The following is a 16,579-nucleotide window of genomic DNA, read 5'->3' as shown; positions in this document are numbered from 1 at the left end:
CCGGGGGGGGCGGGGCCCGGGGGGGGGGGGGGCCCCCCCCGGGGGGCCCCGCCCCCCCCCCCCCCCCACCCCCGGGGGGGGGGGGCCCCCCCCCCCGGGGGCCCCCCCCCACCGCCGTTGCCGTCGTGCGGTCCGGTCAGCGGCTGTTCGCCGGCAGCCAGCCCGTCTGGACCAGCTGCGCACCACGCTTGCGCGTGATGAACATGGCCCGACCGGGCGTCAGGCTCTGGCCCTTGATGTTGCCCATCAGCGGACCCTCGGACGGGTCGGCGGACAGGATCAGACCCTGCGCACCGAGCTCCTTGGTGCGCTGCATCACGGGCTCGAAGGACGACCGTCCGGCACCCGACGAGCTGCGCGCGATGATCAGACGCAGACCCAGGTCACGGGCGAACGGCAGGTACTCCAGCAGCGGCTGCAGCGGGTTGCCGCTGCTGGTCGCCACCAGGTCGTAGTCGTCCACGATGACGAACGCGTCCGGCAGGTCGTACCAGCTGCGGTTGCGCAGCTGCTCCGGCGTGACGTCCGGGCCCGGCATCCGCCGGCCCAGCGAACCGGCCAGACCGGAGATGACCTCCTGCAACTGCGGCCCCGCGGCACAGTACTTGTACATGTGGCTCTCGGGCATCTCGCCGAGCTGCGCGCGCCGGTAGTCGGAGACCACCATCAGCGCCTTGTCCGACGGGTACCGCTCGGCGATCTGCTTGGCCAGCAGACGCAGCAGCGAGGACTTGCCGGACTCGCTCTCGCCGTAGATGACCAGCAGCGGGTCGGTCTCGAAGTCGATGAACGCCGGGGACAGCGTGGTCTCGTCGACACCGATCGCGATGCCGTGCTGCGGGTAGTCGTTGCCCTTGGGCAGCTCGTTGACGTGCAGCATCGTGGGCAGCATCCGCACCGCGGGGGCGGGCTCGCCCTGCCAGTGCTCGCTGACCGTCGACACCAGGTTCGCGATGCCGTCGCTGAGCGTCTCCGGGTCGCTCATCCCGTCCAGCCGCGGCAGCGCCGCCAGGAAGTCGAGCTTCTCGGGGGACATACCGCGACCGGGCTTGCCCATCGGCACGTTCTCCGCGCGCTTGCGGTCGAACTCCGACTCCATCGGGTCGCCCAGGCGCAGCTCGACACGGTTGAGCAGCTGGTCGCGCAGCGCGGGACGCACCTCGGTGTAGCGCGCGCCGGCGATGATCAGGTGGACACCGAAACCGAGACCCCGGGCGGCGATGTCCAGGATCACCGGGTCCATCTGCTCGTAGTCGGTCTTGAACGTCGCCCAGCCGTCGATGACCAGGAAGACGTCGCCCCACTTCTGGTCGGGGTAGGCGCCCGACGCCCGACGCTGGCGGTAGGTCGCGATCGAGTCGATGCTGTTGGCCCGGAAGAACTCCTCACGCTCGTTGAGGATGCCGACGACCTCGGAGACCGTACGGCGCACCTTCTCGGCGTCCAGACGCGAGGCGACCCCACCGACGTGCGGCAGGTCCTCCAGGGTCAGCATGCCGCCGCCACCGAAGTCGAGGCAGTAGAACTGCACCTCGGCCGGGGTGTGGGTGAGCGCGAACGAGGCGATGGCGGCCCGGATCAGCGTGGACTTGCCGGACTGCGGACCACCCACGACCAGGCCGTGACCGGCACCGGCGGAGAAGTCCAGGTACATCACGTCACGCCGCTGCTCGAACGGCTTGTCCACCAGAGCGACCGGCACCACGAGCTTGCCGAGCGCGGTGTACTCCGCCGCGTGCACACCCCGTTCGGGGGTGACCGCGAGGGCGGGCAGCAGCTGGTTGACGGTGGGCGCCTCCTCCAGCGGGGGCAGCCACACCTGGTGCGCCGGCGGGCCCTGGCCCTGCATCCGCTGCACCATCACGTCCAGCACGGTGTCGGCCAGCGCGTCGTCGATCTCCGGCTCGGCTGCCTCGACGGCGATCGGCTCCTCGACGATCTGCTCGGCGACCGGGGCCGCGGTGAACGGCACCGGCATCCGCGTCGACCGGCCGCCGGACCCGCTCCGTCCGCCGCCGCCCGGGCCGCGGTAGGTACCGGACACGTACGCGGCCTTGAACTGGACCATCGTCTCGGTGTCGTACTTCAGGATGCCGGAACCGGGGACGTTCGGCAGGTGGTAGGCGTCCGGCACACCGATCGCGGTCCGCGACTCGGCCGCGGAGAACGTCCGCAGACCCAGCCGGTAGGACAGGAAGGTGTCCAGACCGCGCAGCTTGCCCTCTTCCAGACGCTGCGAGGCGAGCAGCATGTGCACACCCATCGAACGGCCGATCCGGCCGATCTGGATGAACATCTCGATGAAGTCGGGCTTGGCGGCGAGCAGCTCGGAGAACTCGTCGATGATCATCACCAGGGACGGCAGCGGGTCCAGCGGGGCACCCGCGGCACGCGCCTTCTCGTAGTCGGTGATGTTGGCGTAGTTGCCCGCGGAGCGCAGCAGCTCCTGACGGCGCTGGAGTTCACCGGTGATCGAGTCGCGCATGCGGTCGATCAGGGTGACGTCCTCACCGAGGTTGGTGATGACCGCCGCGACGTGCGGCATCTCCGACATACCGGTGAAGGTGGCGCCACCCTTGAAGTCCGCGAGGATGAAGTTGAGCGTCTCGGAGGAGTGGGTGACCGCCAGGGCGAGCACCAGGGTGCGCAGCACCTCGGACTTACCCGAACCGGTCGCACCGACACACAGGCCGTGCGGGCCCATGCCCTGCTGCGAGGCTTCCTTGATGTCGAGCATGACCGGCTGGCCGTCGCGGTCGACACCGATCGGGACGCGCAGCCGCTCGGCCAGCGTCCGCGGCCGCCAGGTGCGCGCCACATCCAGGGCACCGGCGTCGCCGATGTTGAGCAGGTCGGTGAAGTCCAGGGCGGACAGCAGCGGTTCCTCGCCGTCGGCACCGGCACCCGCCCGCAGCGGGGCCAGCTGGCGGGCCAGCGCCTCCGACTCGGGGATCGACAGGGTGTCGCAGACACCGTGGTAGACCGCGCCGCTGGCCGACTCCAGCACCAGCTTGCCCGGCTGGACCTGCACGGCCAGCCCGCCCCGGATCTCGTCCAGATCGCCCGGCACGACCTCCAGGATGGTGACGCCCTGGAGGCCCTCGGCCCCGGCGATCACCGAGTCCATCGGCACGTCGCCGCCGTCCAGCACGATCACCACGTGCGGGGAGTCGGTCACCGGAGTGCCCTGCGGGTTGAAGCGGCCGCGGCCGTCCAGGTCGTCCGCGAGCAGCTCCTCGACCTCACCGAGGTCACCGACGACCAGCCGGCGCGACCCGGCGCCGTCCGTGGTCTTGTCCTGCACGTGCGGCAGCCACTTGGTCCACTCCCACTCCGCCTGCGCACCGGGCGCGGCGACGACCGCCACGACCAGGTCCTCGGGCGAGTGCAGGGTGCACAGCTGGGCGAGGATGGCACGGGAGGCGCCGTAGACCGTGTCCGGGTCACCGGAGACGGTCAGGTGGTAGAAGGCGCGCAGCGAGACCGCGAGCGGCAGGTTGTCCAAGTGCCCGTGCTTGTCGAGGAATTCCTTCATCGCATGCGCGGTGAGTGGCTCCAGCTCGTCGACCGGAGCGGTCTCCGGGGCCCGCAGCGGGGTGGCCAGCTGCTGCGGCCCGAGCCCCAGCCGTACCTGCCCGAAGTCCGGATCGGTCGACCGCCGTTCCCACACCCGCTTGCCTTCGGCCACGACGGCCCACAACTGGCTCGGGTCGGGGTGGGTGAACAGCTGGGCGTCCCGCTGCTTACGCGCGGTGCGCCGTACCTCTTTTCGCTTCTGCGTAAGGTACTTGAGGTAATCCTGGCGTTCCTGGAGCATTTGCCCGGAAGGCCCTTGCCGAGCCTTGACGATCTGCACGATCGCCATTGCCAGAGTGGACGCCACCATAAAGCCGCCCATGATTTTCATGAACGGCTGATTGCCCATGAACAAGAATCCCGCCGAGGACGCCATGCCCATCATGGGCATAAGGGTCATCAGCATGTTCTCTGATTCGCCCTCACGCGGAAGCTCCGGAGGTGCCTCGAGTGTCACCTCCTCCGAGGGGACTTCGGGTGGCAGCGCGCGGGGCGGGCGCTTGACGATGACAACGCTCACCGAGGCATCAGTCCTTCATGCATCTCGCAGTCTCGGACCGCCCCCGTTGGATTCGACGGTCCCCCGAGCCAAGTACGTGGCCCGACGCAGGCGTTGATCCTACTGTTAACCGCCGAGCCTCGGGGTGGGTGGGGCAGCCGCCGAATTGGACGGTACGCTGACGCCTCGCGAGCGTGCCACAGCCCCGTAGAGACGGCTTCTATATATAGGGCGCGCGACGCGACAAAACGCCCAACGGATAGGGGGAACCGCCAGGTGAGCACGAGCACTGGCACCGGCTTTTGCCGGGTCACAGTCGCCGCGCCGGATGCACGGATCGATGTGGCTCTGCCGGAAGACGTCGCACTCGTGGACATTTATCCGGAGATTCTGCGGCTCTCCGGCCAGTCCCAGGCGGAGGGCGCCCCGACCGGCTATCACCTAGTACGCCGCGACGGCACGGTTCTTGACGCCGGGCAGTCGCTCGCGCAGCAGCAGATCCTCGACGGCGACCTCCTTCTCCTGAAGCCGTTCGCCGAATCGCTGCCGCTCCCGGTCTTCGACGACGTCTCCGACGCCGTCGCCTCCGCGGTCAAGCGCAACCGCAGCCGCTGGAGCGACGACCTCATGCACGTCGTCGGCCTGAGCGCCGGTGTGCTCCTGCTGGTCATGATGGCGTTCGCCCTGTGGTTCTCGAACCCCGCCGAGCGCGACATGCACCGGCTGCCCGGCATCATCGCCGGTGTCGTCGGCATCGTCCTGGTCGCACTGGCCGGCGTCCGCGCCCGCGTCTACGACGACCACGGCTCCTCCATCGCGCTGGGCCTGGCCGCACTTCCGCACCTGCTGCTCGCCGGCTCCGGGATCTTCCCGGCGGAGGAGGGCGGCCCCGGCCGGCTGCACCTCCTCGTCGGCTGTGTGACCGTACTGATCGCCTCGGCGCTCCTGGTGGTCCTGCTGCCGCGCGGTGACGCACCCTTCGTCGCCGCCGCGTTCCTCTCCGCCATGGGCACCCTCGCGGTCTTCGCCGCGATCCTCACCGACGCCGGCCCCAGCGAGGTCGCCGCCGTCACCGCCGTCGTCGCCATCGCCCTGGTCGCCTGGCTGCCCGGCCTCTCCGCACGCTTCGCCCGGCTGCCCATCGGCTACAAGTCGCCCGACCAGATCGCCAAGGGCTCCTACGACAACAGCGGCGAGACCGAGTCCGTCGACTTCGTCAAGATCGGCAACCAGGCCAAGCGCGGCCACGAGCTGCTGCTCGGCCTCGTCGCCGGCTGCTCCGCCCTGGTCGTCGGCTCGGCCGGTGTGGTCCTCGGCTTCTCCGACAACATGTGGGCGCAGCTGCTGGCGCTGGCCGCGGGCATCACGATCATGCTGCGCGCCCGGCTCTTCGACTACACCGCGCAGGTCGCCTGCCTGACCATCGCGGGCATCCTCACGATCGTCCTGCTGATCCTGGGCCTCACCCTGAACCCGCCGCTGGACATCTTCGTGGACCTGGCCAAGTTCCAGGACTCCGGACCGCTGAACATCCGCACCGTCTGGTTCACCAGCAGCATCGCGGCGGGCGCCGCCCTCCTGGTGGGCGTCGGCCTGGTCGTCCCGCGCAAGGGTGTCACCCCCTTCTGGGGCCGGATCTTCGACCTCTTCGACGGTCTGATCCTGCTGTCCCTGGTGCCGCTGTGCCTGGCGGTCCTGGACGTGTACGCCACGGTCCGCGGCCTCACCAGCAGCAGCTAGCCCCCGGCGCACCGGCCCTTCCCACGGCCCCCCGACCAGCCGGTCGGGGGGCCGTCGCCAGCTGGTACGCTGTGTGACGGCCCGGTCGAGTCATCCAAGATTCCCTGTGAAGCAAACCAGGGGCGCTCACGGGCCGAAACCAAGAGGAGTACCGCGTGTCGCTCGACGCCGCTACGAAGAAGCAGATCATGGCCGAGTTCGCCACCAAGGAGGGTGACACCGGTTCCCCCGAGGTTCAGGTCGCGATGCTCTCCCGTCGCATCTCGGACCTGACCGAGCACCTCAAGACCCACAAGCACGACCACCACTCCCGCCGTGGTCTGCTGCTGCTCGTCGGCCAGCGCCGCCGCCTGCTGCAGTACCTGGCGAAGAAGGACATCACGCGCTTCCGTGCGCTGGTCGAGCGCCTGGGCATCCGCCGCGGCGCGGCGGGCGCCAAGTAAGACGCCGTAGAGGGAGCGGTTCCCACCGGGGGCCGCTCCCTTTGCCATACGCACCGGACCTCCGTCCCGCCGCGAGGTGGACGGAAGCTTTGTAGTCTGGTGCCATATCGCAAAAAGCGAATGCGGTAGGAGCGCCACCTGGCCGCCGGTCCTCGGTAGTGGCCCCCGGAAGATCCACGGACACCCGTGGTCACCGCTCCGGGTGCTTCGATCGAAGACCGGCCCGTACCGGCGCTCCACCGACGACGGTCCCCTGCCACACGGGCAGCGGACACATACGAGGAGATATTCCTGGTGGAGAACGAGACCCACTACGCCGAGGCCGTGATCGACAACGGTTCCTTCGGCACCCGCACCATCCGCTTCGAGACGGGCCGCCTGGCCAAGCAGGCCGCCGGTTCCGCCGTGGCGTACCTGGACGACGACACCATGGTGCTGTCGGCCACCTCCGCTTCCAAGACCCCGAAGGACCAGCTGGACTTCTTCCCGCTGACCGTCGACGTCGAGGAGCGGATGTACGCGGCCGGGAAGATCCCCGGCTCCTTCTTCCGCCGTGAGGGCCGCCCCTCCGAGGACGCGATCCTCACCTGCCGGCTGATCGACCGGCCGCTGCGCCCCTCCTTCAAGAAGGGCCTGCGCAACGAGATCCAGATCGTCGAGACGGTCATGGCGCTCAACCCCGACCACCTCTACGACGTGGTCGCGATCAACGCCGCCTCCTGCTCCACGCAGCTGGCCGGCCTGCCCTTCTCCGGCCCCGTCGGCGGCACCCGTGTCGCGCTGATCAACGGCCAGTGGGTGGCGTTCCCGACCCACACCGAGCTTGAGGACGCCGTCTTCGACATGGTCGTGGCCGGCCGCGTCCTCCCGGACGGCGACGTCGCGATCATGATGGTCGAGGCCGAGGCCACCGAGAAGACCATCCAGCTGGTCAAGGACGGCGCCGAGGCCCCGACCGAAGAGGTCGTCGCCGCCGGTCTGGAAGCCGCCAAGCCCTTCATCAAGGTGCTGTGCAAGGCCCAGTCGGACCTCGCCGCCAAGGCCGCCAAGCCCGTCGGCGAGTTCCCGATCTTCCTCGACTACCAGGACGACGTCCTGGAGGCCCTCACCAAGGCCGTCAAGGACGAGCTCTCCCAGGCGCTGACCATCGCCGGCAAGCAGGAGCGCGAGAACGAGCTGGACCGCGTCAAGGGTCTGGCCGCCGAGAAGCTGCTGCCGGAGTTCGAGGGCCGCGAGAAGGAGATCTCCGCCGCGTACCGCTCGCTGACCAAGACCCTGGTCCGTGAGCGCGTCATCAAGGAGAAGAAGCGCATCGACGGCCGCGGCGTCACGGACATCCGTACGCTCGCCGCCGAGGTCGAGGCCATCCCGCGGGTGCACGGCTCCGCCCTGTTCGAGCGTGGCGAGACCCAGATCCTGGGCGTCACCACCCTCAACATGCTCCGCATGGAGCAGCAGCTGGACACCCTCTCCCCGGTGACCCGCAAGCGCTACATGCACAACTACAACTTCCCGCCGTACTCCGTCGGTGAGACCGGCCGCGTGGGCGCCCCCAAGCGCCGCGAGATCGGCCACGGCGCGCTCGCCGAGCGCGCCATCATGCCGGTCCTGCCGACCCGCGAGGAGTTCCCCTACGCGATCCGCCAGGTCTCCGAGGCGCTGGGCTCCAACGGCTCGACGTCCATGGGCTCCGTCTGCGCCTCCACCATGTCGCTGCTGAACGCCGGTGTGCCCCTCAAGGCCCCGGTCGCCGGTATCGCCATGGGCCTGATCTCCCAGGAGATCGACGGCCAGACCCACTACGTCGCCCTCACCGACATCCTCGGTGCGGAGGACGCCTTCGGTGACATGGACTTCAAGGTCGCCGGCACCAAGCAGTTCGTGACCGCGCTGCAGCTCGACACCAAGCTCGACGGCATCCCCGCCTCGGTCCTGGCCGCCGCGCTGAAGCAGGCCCGCGACGCCCGTCTGCACATCCTCGATGTGATGAACGAGGCCATCGACGTTCCGGACGAGATGTCCCCGAACGCCCCGCGGATCATCACCGTCAAGATCCCGGTGGACAAGATCGGTGAGGTCATCGGCCCCAAGGGCAAGATGATCAACCAGATCCAGGAGGACACCGGCGCCGACATCACGATCGAGGACGACGGCACCATCTACATCGGTGCCGCCGACGGTCCGGCCGCCGAGGCCGCCCGCGCCACGATCAACGGCATCGCCAACCCGACCATGCCGGAGGTCGGCGAGCGCTACCTGGGCACGGTCGTCAAGACCACGACCTTCGGTGCGTTCGTCTCCCTGCTCCCGGGCAAGGACGGCCTGCTGCACATCTCGCAGATCCGCAAGCTCGCCGGTGGCAAGCGCGTGGAGAACGTCGAGGACGTGCTCGCGGTCGGCGCCAAGGTCCAGGTCGAGATCGCCGAGATCGACCAGCGCGGCAAGCTCTCCCTGATCCCGGTGATCGAGGAAGAGGATGCGGCCGAGGACACGAAGGACGACGCCGCCAAGTGACGTCCCGTACGCACACGACGACGGCCCGCACCTCCACGGAGGGGCGGGCCGTCGCCCGTACCCAAACGCTTCTCAAGGGCACCGCGGGCGCCGGCGAGGTCCGCCGGACCACCCTGCCCGGCGGTCTGCGCATCGTCACCGAGACGCTGCCGACGGTCCGCTCCGTCACCTTCGGGATCTGGGCGAACGTCGGCTCCCGTGACGAGACCCCGTCGCTGAACGGCGCCACGCACTACCTGGAGCACCTGCTCTTCAAGGGCACCGAGCGGCGCAGCGCACTGGACATCTCCGCCGCGGTCGACGCGGTCGGCGGCGAGATGAACGCCTTCACCGCGAAGGAGTACACCTGCTACTACGCGCGGGTGCTGGACACCGATCTTCCGCTCGCCATCGACGTGGTGTGCGACATGCTCACCAGCTCGCTGGTGGAGGCCGAGGACGTGGACGCCGAGCGCGGCGTCATCCTCGAAGAGATCGCGATGACCGAGGACGACCCGGGCGACTGTGTGCACGACCTGTTCGCGCACACCATGCTCGGCGACACCCCGCTCGGCCGCCCGGTCCTGGGCACCGTCGACACCGTCAACGCCCTCACCCCCGAGCGCATCCGCCGCTTCTACAAGAAGCACTACGACCCCACCCACCTGGTCGTCACGGCCGCCGGCAACATCGACCACGCCAAGGTCGTCCGCCTGGTCCGCCGCGCCTTCGAGCAGGCCGGGGCCCTGGACCGGACGGACGCCGTCCCGATGGCGCCGCGCTCCGGCAGCCGCACCCTGCGCACCGCCGGCCGCGTCGAACTGCTCAACCGCAAGACCGAGCAGGCCCATGTGATCCTCGGGATGCCCGGGATGGCGCGCAACGACGACCGGCGCTGGGCGATGGGCGTGCTGAACACCGCCCTGGGCGGCGGGATGAGCTCCCGCCTCTTCCAGGAGGTGCGCGAGAAGCGCGGCCTGGCCTACAGCGTGTACTCCTACACCTCGGGCTTCGCCGACTGCGGCCTGTTCGGCGTCTACGCCGGCTGCCGCCCCAGCCAGGTGCACGACGTCCTCAAGATCTGCCGCGACGAACTCGACCAGGTGGCGTCGCACGGCCTCACCGACGACGAGATCCGCCGCGCGATCGGCCAGCTGCGCGGCTCCACCGTCCTCGGCCTGGAGGACAGCGGCGCGCTGATGCACCGCCTCGGCAAGAGCGAGCTGTGCTGGGGCGAGCAGATGTCGGTCGACGACATGCTGGCCCGGATCGCGGCCGTCACCCCGGACGAGGTGCGCGAGGTGGCCCGGGACATCCTGGGCACCCGCCCGTCGCTGTCCGTCATCGGCCCGCTGAAGGAACGGCAGGCGGCCCGGCTGGACGACGTCGTCGCCTAGGCCCGCCGCGATACCACCAAGAGAGAGACGGGAAACGATGAGCAAGCTGCGCGTGGCCGTACTGGGAGCCCAGGGGCGCATCGGCTCCGAGGCCGTACGGGCCGTCGAGGACGCCGAGGACATGGAGCTGGTCGCCGGCCTCGGCCGGGGCGACAAGCTGGAGACGCTGGTCGAGGCCGGAGCCCAGGTCGTGGTCGAGCTGACCAACCCCGGCGCGGTGATGGGCAACCTCGACTTCTGTGTGCGGCACGGGATTCACGCGGTGGTCGGCACGACCGGGTGGACCGATGAGCGCCTCGCGCAGCTGCGCACCTCGCTCGCCGCCTCGCCCGGGGCGGGCGTGCTCATCGCCCCGAACTTCTCCATCGGCGCGGTGCTGACCATGCGGTTCGCCCAGCAGGCGGCCCGCTTCTTCGAGTCGGCCGAGGTCGTCGAGCTGCACCACCCGAAGAAGGCGGACGCCCCGTCCGGCACCGCCGCCCGCACCGCCCAGCTGATCGCCAAGGCCCGGGAGGACGCCGGCTGCGCCCCGCAGCCGGACGCCACCAGCACCGCGCTGGACGGCGCCCGCGGCGCGGACGTGGACGGGGTGCCCGTGCACTCCGTACGGCTGCGCGGTCTGCTGGCCCACCAGGAGGTGCTCTTCGGCGGGGAGGGCGAGACGCTCACCATCCGCCATGACTCCCTCCACCACAGCAGCTTCATGCCGGGCATCCTGCTCGGTGTGCGCCGGGTGGTGAACACCCCGGGCCTGACCGTCGGCCTGGAAAACTTCCTCGACCTGGGCTGACGGCCATGGGTGGAAAGATCACGTACTTCTTCCTCGCCACCGTGCTGGTCCTGGTGTTCGGCGTGGTGGCGCTGGAGGGCGTACTCCTCCTGCTGACCGGCGAGCCGGCCGCCATGGGCATGGGGGCGGTGGCCTTCCTGCTGCCGTGCGTCGGCGGCTGGTTCCTCTGGCACAACACCCGCTTCGCCCGCGACGCCCACCGGCTGTCGCGGGTGCTGGAGGCCGAGGGCGGGCTGCCCGCCGACGAACTCCAGCGCACCCCCGGCGGCCGGATCGACCGGGACGCGGCCGACGCGGTCTTCGCCCGGCGGCAGGCCGAGACGGAGGAAGCCCCCGGCGACTGGCGTACGTGGTTCCGGCTCGCGGTCGCCTACCACGACGCCCGGGACACCCCGCGCGCCCGCAAGGCGATGCAGCGCGCCATCGCCCTGCACGACGACAAGCCCGTCCCGGCCGCCTGACCCGTCCGGAGGATCAGGGCCGGACCGGTCCTGACCCGCGGGGCGCGCGAGGTCCGGTGTACCGGGCGGACGAGCGCCCGGGACTCAGCCGCGGTACTCCGCGGCCCAGGCCTCCAGTACGTCAGCGGCCCGCTCGAAGGCCTCCGGGCGGGACAGGAAGTCGCCGTTGTGGTCGGTGACCAGGGTCCGCAACGGCTCGCCCCCGGTCCGCTCGATGATCAGGGCCTGGCCCTGCACCGTCCGCGGCAGCCCCAGCCAGCGCACCGGCTGCTGGCGGGTGCGCACCGAGGCGACGGCGCTCCACGGCTCGGTCGCCGTACGCAGCAGGTTCACCTGCCGCAGCCCCTGCGCGCTGACCCACAGGCCGACGCGCAGCAGCCGTACCGCGAGGGCGATCACCAGCGCCCCGACGAGCGCGCAGACCGCGGCGCCGGGCAGTGAGCCGGCCATCGCGATGATCATCGCGGAGAGCAGCACGAACGAGGCGAGCAGCAAAAACACCGCCGCCGCCCCTACCCGCCACGGTCCGGGGCGGTAGGGACGGCGCCAGTGGTCGGGCTCGTCATGCGGAAGTGCGACGGTCTCCGCGGCACCGGGGTCGAGGTCGAGGTCGCGGTCGGCCGTCAGAAAGGGCAGGGGCACGGCTGGTCCTCACTCATGGGCACGCTGACGGAAGCTGTGACCGGTGAGGTTATCGGGACCGGCGGAGCGGAACCACTTCATGGCACGCGCCGCCCGACCCGTTCAGCGATGCGCCTCGGACTGATGCACCCGGCTCGACCCGGAACTGTCCTGCTGCAGGGCGGGAACGCCGAACAGCAGGGCGCCGGCCAGGCCGCCCACGACTGTCAGCGTGATGAGAGACTGGCCGAGGAGCTGCGCGCGGGAAGCGCGCTGACGCGGCGGGGGAGTGACATTGCTGCGGAACCGGTCTGCCTCGGCAACGAAGGCGAACGGGACGGGCTCTCGCCGGCGGAACATGAGCGGGCTCTCCTAGGAACCTCGAGGTGGGCACTGTCACAGGGTTAGACGTGTCAGGCGTCCGGTTGGTGCCCGTTTTCAGGGACTTCTGTGAAAAATATCAAGCGCCGCCCCGTGGGCTGCTATGGAGCGCCCGTTTTGCGGCTAACGCGGCATCACGTCGTCTTTCCCGGGCTGTCGGTGGCGGGCCGTAGGGTGGTCGCGCACGAGGAACGATTGGAAGGAACCGCCGGTGTCCCAGACCCCCGCCGAGAGCGCTGAGAGCCCCGACAGCGCAGCCGTCAGCTTCCGGAGCGAGGTGACGGTCGAGCTGGTCAAGCACAGCGCCGCGGACAGCGATGTGCTGTGGGCGGCCCGCGTCTCCACGGCCGGCGAGCAGTCCCTGGAGGAACTCCAGAAGGACCCGGAGCGCTCCAAGGGCTTGATCAACTACCTCATGCGGGACCGGCACGGCAGCCCCTTCGAGCACAACTCCATGACGTTCTTCATCAGCGCGCCGATCTTCGTCTTCCGCGAGTTCATGCGGCACCGCGTCGGCTGGTCGTACAACGAGGAGTCCGGCCGCTACCGTCAGCTGGACCCGGTCTTCTACGTCCCCGGCGAGTCCCGCAAGCTCGTCCAGCAGGGCCGCCCCGGCAAGTACGAGTTCGTCGACGGCACCCCGGCGCAGTACGAGCTCACCGGCCGCGTCATGGAGGACTCCTACTGCCGGGCCTACGAGGCCTACCAGGAGATGCTCGCCGCCGGTGTCGCCCGCGAGGTCGCCCGCGCGGTGCTCCCCGTCGGCCTGTTCTCGTCGATGTACGCGACCTGCAACGCCCGCTCCCTGATGCACTTCCTCGGCCTGCGGACCCAGCACGAGCAGGCGAAGGTGCCGTCCTTCCCGCAGCGGGAGATCGAAATGGTCGGCGAGCAGATGGAGGCCCACTGGGCGAAGCTCATGCCGCTCACGTACGGCGCATTCAATGCGAATGGCCGGATCGCTCCGTAAGGCCGCAGGTTGCGGGCCGTATACCGGAGCGCGCAGGACAGAAGTGCGAAGTGTCCGGATTGCGGCATTTTGAGAAGTTCATTTACGCTGAACAGACGGACCCGGCACTGCTTGAACCCCCGAGCAGGCAGTGCCGGTGTCCACATCCCTGCTCCCCAGAGGCGCATCTCGCGGTGAGCTACGAGTAGCGTGGGACCCATGGCTCCGACTTCCACACCGCAGACCCCCTTCGGGCGGGTGCTGACCGCCATGGTCACGCCGTTCACGGCGGATGGCGCTCTCGACCTTGACGGCGCGCAGCGGCTCGCCGCCCATCTGGTGGACGCCGGCAACGACGGCCTCGTCGTCAACGGCACCACCGGAGAGTCCCCGACCACCAGCGACGCGGAGAAAGCGCAGCTGGTCCGCGCGGTGGTCGATGCGGTGGGCGATCGGGCCTTCGTCGTCGCCGGAGCCGGCACCAACGACACCCGCCACAGCCTGGAGCTGGCCCGCGCCGCCCAGGACGCCGGCGCCCACGGCCTGCTCGCGGTGACGCCGTACTACAGCAAGCCCCCGCAGGAGGGCCTGCTCCGCCACTTCACGGCCATCGCGGACGCCACCGACCTCCCGGTGATGCTCTACGACATCCCGGGCCGCAGCGGTGTCCCGATCAACACCGAGACCATCGTCCGGCTCGCCGAACACCCGCGGATCGTCGCCAACAAGGACGCCAAGGGCGACCTCGGCCGCGCCAGCTGGGCCATCGCCCGCTCCAGCCTGGCCTGGTACAGCGGCGACGACATGCTGAACCTCCCGCTGCTCTCGGTCGGCGCAGTCGGTTTCGTCTCCGTGGTCGGCCATATCGTGACCCCCGAGCTGCGCGCCCTCCTGGACGCCCACCTCAACGGCGACGTCACCAAGGCCACCGAGATCCACCAGAAGCTGCTGCCCGTCTTCACCGGCATGTTCCGCACCCAGGGCGTCATCACGACCAAGGCCGCGCTCGGCCTCCAGGGGCTGCCCGCCGGACCGCTGCGGCTGCCGCTCGTGGAGCTCTCCCCCGAGGAGACCGAGCAGCTGACGCGCGATCTCGCCGCCGGCGGGGTACAGCTCTGATCACAGACTTCATAACTGAATACGGACCAACAACCGCCTTACAGCAAGTGCACGAATGTCATGCGCGCCACGTGCCCTCGACGGCAGCGTGGCGCGTGTGGTGAGGAGAGTCTTTTGAGTCATCCGCATCCTGAGCTCGGCGCCCCGCCGAAGCTTCCCAAGGGTGGCCTGCGTGTCACCCCCCTCGGCGGCCTGGGTGAAATCGGCCGCAACATGACGGTCTTCGAGTACGACGGCCGGCTGCTGATCGTCGACTGCGGAGTGCTTTTCCCCGAGGAGGAGCAGCCCGGAATCGACCTGATCCTTCCGGACTTCACGTCGATCAGGGACCGCCTCGACGACATCGACGGCATCGTGCTCACGCACGGGCACGAGGACCACATCGGTGCTGTCCCCTACCTCCTGCGCGAGAAGCCGGACATCCCCCTCATCGGCTCCAAGCTGACCCTCGCCCTCATCGAGGCCAAGCTCCAGGAGCACCGCATCCGCCCCTACACCCTTGAGGTGACCGAGGGGCACACCGAGCGGATCGGCTCGTTCGACTGCGAGTTCGTCGCGGTCAACCACTCGATCCCCGACGCCCTCGCGGTCGCCATCCGCACCCCCGCGGGCATGGTCGTCCACACCGGCGACTTCAAGATGGACCAGCTCCCGCTGGACCGCCGGCTGACCGACCTCCCCGCCTTCGCGCGGCTCGGCGAGGAAGGCATCGACCTTCTCCTCTCCGACTCCACGAACGCCGAGGTCCCGGGATTCGTCCCGCCCGAGCGGGACATCTCCAATGTCCTGCGCACGGTGTTCGCGAACGCCCAGAAGCGCATCATCGTCGCGAGCTTCGCGAGCCATGTGCACCGCATCCAGCAGATCCTCGACGCGGCGCACGAGTACGGCCGCCGGGTCGCCTTCGTCGGCCGCTCGATGGTCCGCAACATGGGCATCGCCCGCGAGCTGGGCTACCTGAAGGTCCCCGCCGGCCTGGTCGTCGACGTCAAGACGCTCGACGATCTCCCCGACGACGAGGTCGTGCTGGTCTGCACCGGCTCCCAGGGTGAGCCGATGGCCGCGCTCTCCCGGATGGCCAACCGCGATCACCAGATCCGGATCGTCCAGGGCGACACCGTGATCCTGGCCTCCTCCCTCATCCCGGGCAACGAGAACGCGGTCTACCGCGTGATCAACGGCCTCACCCGATGGGGCGCGGATGTGGTCCACAAGGGCAACGCCAAGGTCCATGTCTCGGGCCACGCCTCGGCCGGCGAGCTGCTGTACTTCTACAACATCTGCAAGCCGAAGAACCTCATGCCGGTGCACGGCGAATGGCGCCACCTCCGGGCCAACGCCGAGCTGGGCGCCCTGACCGGCGTACGGAAGGACCGGATCGTCATCGCTGAGGACGGCGTGGTGGTCGACCTGGTCGACGGTGTCGCCAGGATCGTCGGCAAGGTCCAGGCCGGCTATGTCTACGTGGACGGCCTCTCGGTCGGCGATGTCACCGAGGCGCACCTCAAGGACCGCCGCATCCTCGGTGACGAGGGCATCATCTCGGTCTACGTGGTCGTGGACAGCACCACCGGCAAGATCGTCGGTGGCCCGGACATCCACGCCCGCGGCTCGGGCATCGACGACGCGGCCTTCTCCGCCGTGGTCCCCAAGATCGACGAGGCCCTGACCAAGTCGGCACAGGACGGCATCACCGAGCCCCACCAGCTCCAGCAGCTGGTCCGCCGCACGGTCGGCAAGTGGGTGTCGGACAACTACCGCCGCCGCCCGATGATCCTCCCCGTGGTCGTCGAGGTCTGACGGACGACGTCGCACGTACGTGCCCAAGTGGGAGCGGGGCGCCCGGATTTGCATCCGGGCGCCCCGCTCCAGTACGTTTACGGCTCCGCCTGAACGGGAAGCGCCGCGCGCCATGCGTACGGAGCGCCTCGGGAAGAACCGGGCGGAATTCCGACCCAGAGCAATCTGATAAAGTCGGATCAGCCGAAAGGCAATCCCCCTCCGACGGGAAAGCAAAACGAATTCGGACCGGCAACGGAACGAAATCGGATCTGCTAGAGTCGGAAAGGCCGAAAAGCGAAAGCGAAGCGGCCGCCCCGCTCCGACAGGG

The 16,579-nt window shown here is 69.6% G+C and carries 12 protein-coding genes; 9 read left to right on the top strand and 3 right to left on the bottom strand.

The window, feature by feature from the left end:
- Positions 1-136: 136 nt before the first annotated feature.
- A complete protein-coding gene (gene eccCa, locus ACGFN2_RS35475) occupies positions 137-4,096 on the bottom strand; it encodes a type VII secretion protein EccCa (protein ID WP_362613806.1) in 3,960 nt (1,319 codons plus the stop codon).
- 255 nt (positions 4,097-4,351) lie between these two features.
- Here eccCa and eccD point away from each other — a divergent pair, with 255 nt between their 5' ends.
- From eccD to ACGFN2_RS35445, 6 genes are all read left to right on the top strand, one after another.
- Positions 4,352-5,815, top strand: a complete 1,464-nt coding sequence (eccD, locus tag ACGFN2_RS35470; RefSeq protein ID WP_362613804.1) for a type VII secretion integral membrane protein EccD — start codon at positions 4,352-4,354, stop codon at positions 5,813-5,815.
- A gap of 155 nt (positions 5,816-5,970) precedes the next feature.
- Positions 5,971-6,258, top strand: coding sequence for a 30S ribosomal protein S15 (rpsO, locus tag ACGFN2_RS35465; protein WP_006602744.1), 288 nt, complete (start codon positions 5,971-5,973; stop codon positions 6,256-6,258).
- A gap of 294 nt (positions 6,259-6,552) precedes the next feature.
- On the top strand, positions 6,553-8,772 hold the full coding sequence (locus ACGFN2_RS35460) for a polyribonucleotide nucleotidyltransferase (RefSeq protein WP_393367069.1): 2,220 nt from the start codon (positions 6,553-6,555) through the stop codon (positions 8,770-8,772).
- Positions 8,769-10,148, top strand: a complete 1,380-nt coding sequence (locus tag ACGFN2_RS35455; RefSeq protein ID WP_393367067.1) for a M16 family metallopeptidase — start codon at positions 8,769-8,771, stop codon at positions 10,146-10,148. The genes ACGFN2_RS35460 and ACGFN2_RS35455 overlap by 4 nt, the downstream gene beginning before the upstream one ends.
- A gap of 37 nt (positions 10,149-10,185) precedes the next feature.
- Complete coding sequence (dapB, locus tag ACGFN2_RS35450; protein ID WP_393367065.1) at positions 10,186-10,938, top strand: 4-hydroxy-tetrahydrodipicolinate reductase; 753 nt, start codon at positions 10,186-10,188, stop codon at positions 10,936-10,938.
- 5 nt (positions 10,939-10,943) lie between these two features.
- Positions 10,944-11,399: a hypothetical protein gene (locus ACGFN2_RS35445; protein ID WP_393367063.1), complete on the top strand. Its 456-nt coding sequence runs from the start codon at positions 10,944-10,946 to the stop codon at positions 11,397-11,399.
- A gap of 84 nt (positions 11,400-11,483) precedes the next feature.
- Here the strand turns inward: ACGFN2_RS35445 and ACGFN2_RS35440 are convergent, their stop codons facing one another.
- Entirely contained in the window at positions 11,484-12,041 is a 558-nt protein-coding gene (locus ACGFN2_RS35440) for a phage holin family protein (protein WP_362613792.1), read from the bottom strand.
- Between the two features lie 102 nt (positions 12,042-12,143).
- The gene (locus ACGFN2_RS35435; RefSeq protein WP_127153296.1) at positions 12,144-12,380 is read right to left on the bottom strand and encodes a hypothetical protein; all 237 of its coding nucleotides are present in this window, start codon (positions 12,378-12,380) and stop codon (positions 12,144-12,146) included.
- Between the two features lie 232 nt (positions 12,381-12,612).
- Between ACGFN2_RS35435 and thyX the strand changes: the two genes are divergently transcribed.
- From thyX to ACGFN2_RS35420, 3 genes are all read left to right on the top strand, one after another.
- Complete coding sequence (gene thyX / locus ACGFN2_RS35430) at positions 12,613-13,371, top strand: FAD-dependent thymidylate synthase (RefSeq protein ID WP_393367060.1); 759 nt, start codon at positions 12,613-12,615, stop codon at positions 13,369-13,371.
- A 198-nt stretch (positions 13,372-13,569) separates the two neighbouring features.
- Positions 13,570-14,469, top strand: a complete 900-nt coding sequence (gene dapA, locus ACGFN2_RS35425; protein WP_362613788.1) for a 4-hydroxy-tetrahydrodipicolinate synthase — start codon at positions 13,570-13,572, stop codon at positions 14,467-14,469.
- Positions 14,470-14,583: 114 nt separating this feature from the next.
- Entirely contained in the window at positions 14,584-16,269 is a 1,686-nt protein-coding gene (locus tag ACGFN2_RS35420; RefSeq protein WP_362613786.1) for a ribonuclease J, read from the top strand.
- Positions 16,270-16,579 lie beyond the last annotated feature (310 nt).

Origin of the sequence: Streptomyces sp. NPDC048612, from assembly GCF_043199295.1 — a bacterium.
GTDB lineage: Bacteria > Actinomycetota > Actinomycetes > Streptomycetales > Streptomycetaceae > Streptomyces.
Note: the sequence above shows the minus strand (reverse complement) of the source record. Positions and strands in the feature narration are given on the sequence as shown.

What these genes read in the sequence shown, in the direction of transcription:
- ACGFN2_RS35445 (WP_393367063.1), top strand. Translation starts at nt 10,944, where the DNA reads ATGGGTGGAAAGATCACGTACTTCTTCCTCGCCACCGTGCTGGTCCTG.
- ACGFN2_RS35435 (WP_127153296.1), bottom strand. Translation starts at nt 12,380, where the DNA reads ATGTTCCGCCGGCGAGAGCCCGTCCCGTTCGCCTTCGTTGCCGAGGCA.
- dapA (WP_362613788.1), top strand. Translation starts at nt 13,570, where the DNA reads ATGGCTCCGACTTCCACACCGCAGACCCCCTTCGGGCGGGTGCTGACC.
- dapB (WP_393367065.1), top strand. Translation starts at nt 10,186, where the DNA reads ATGAGCAAGCTGCGCGTGGCCGTACTGGGAGCCCAGGGGCGCATCGGC.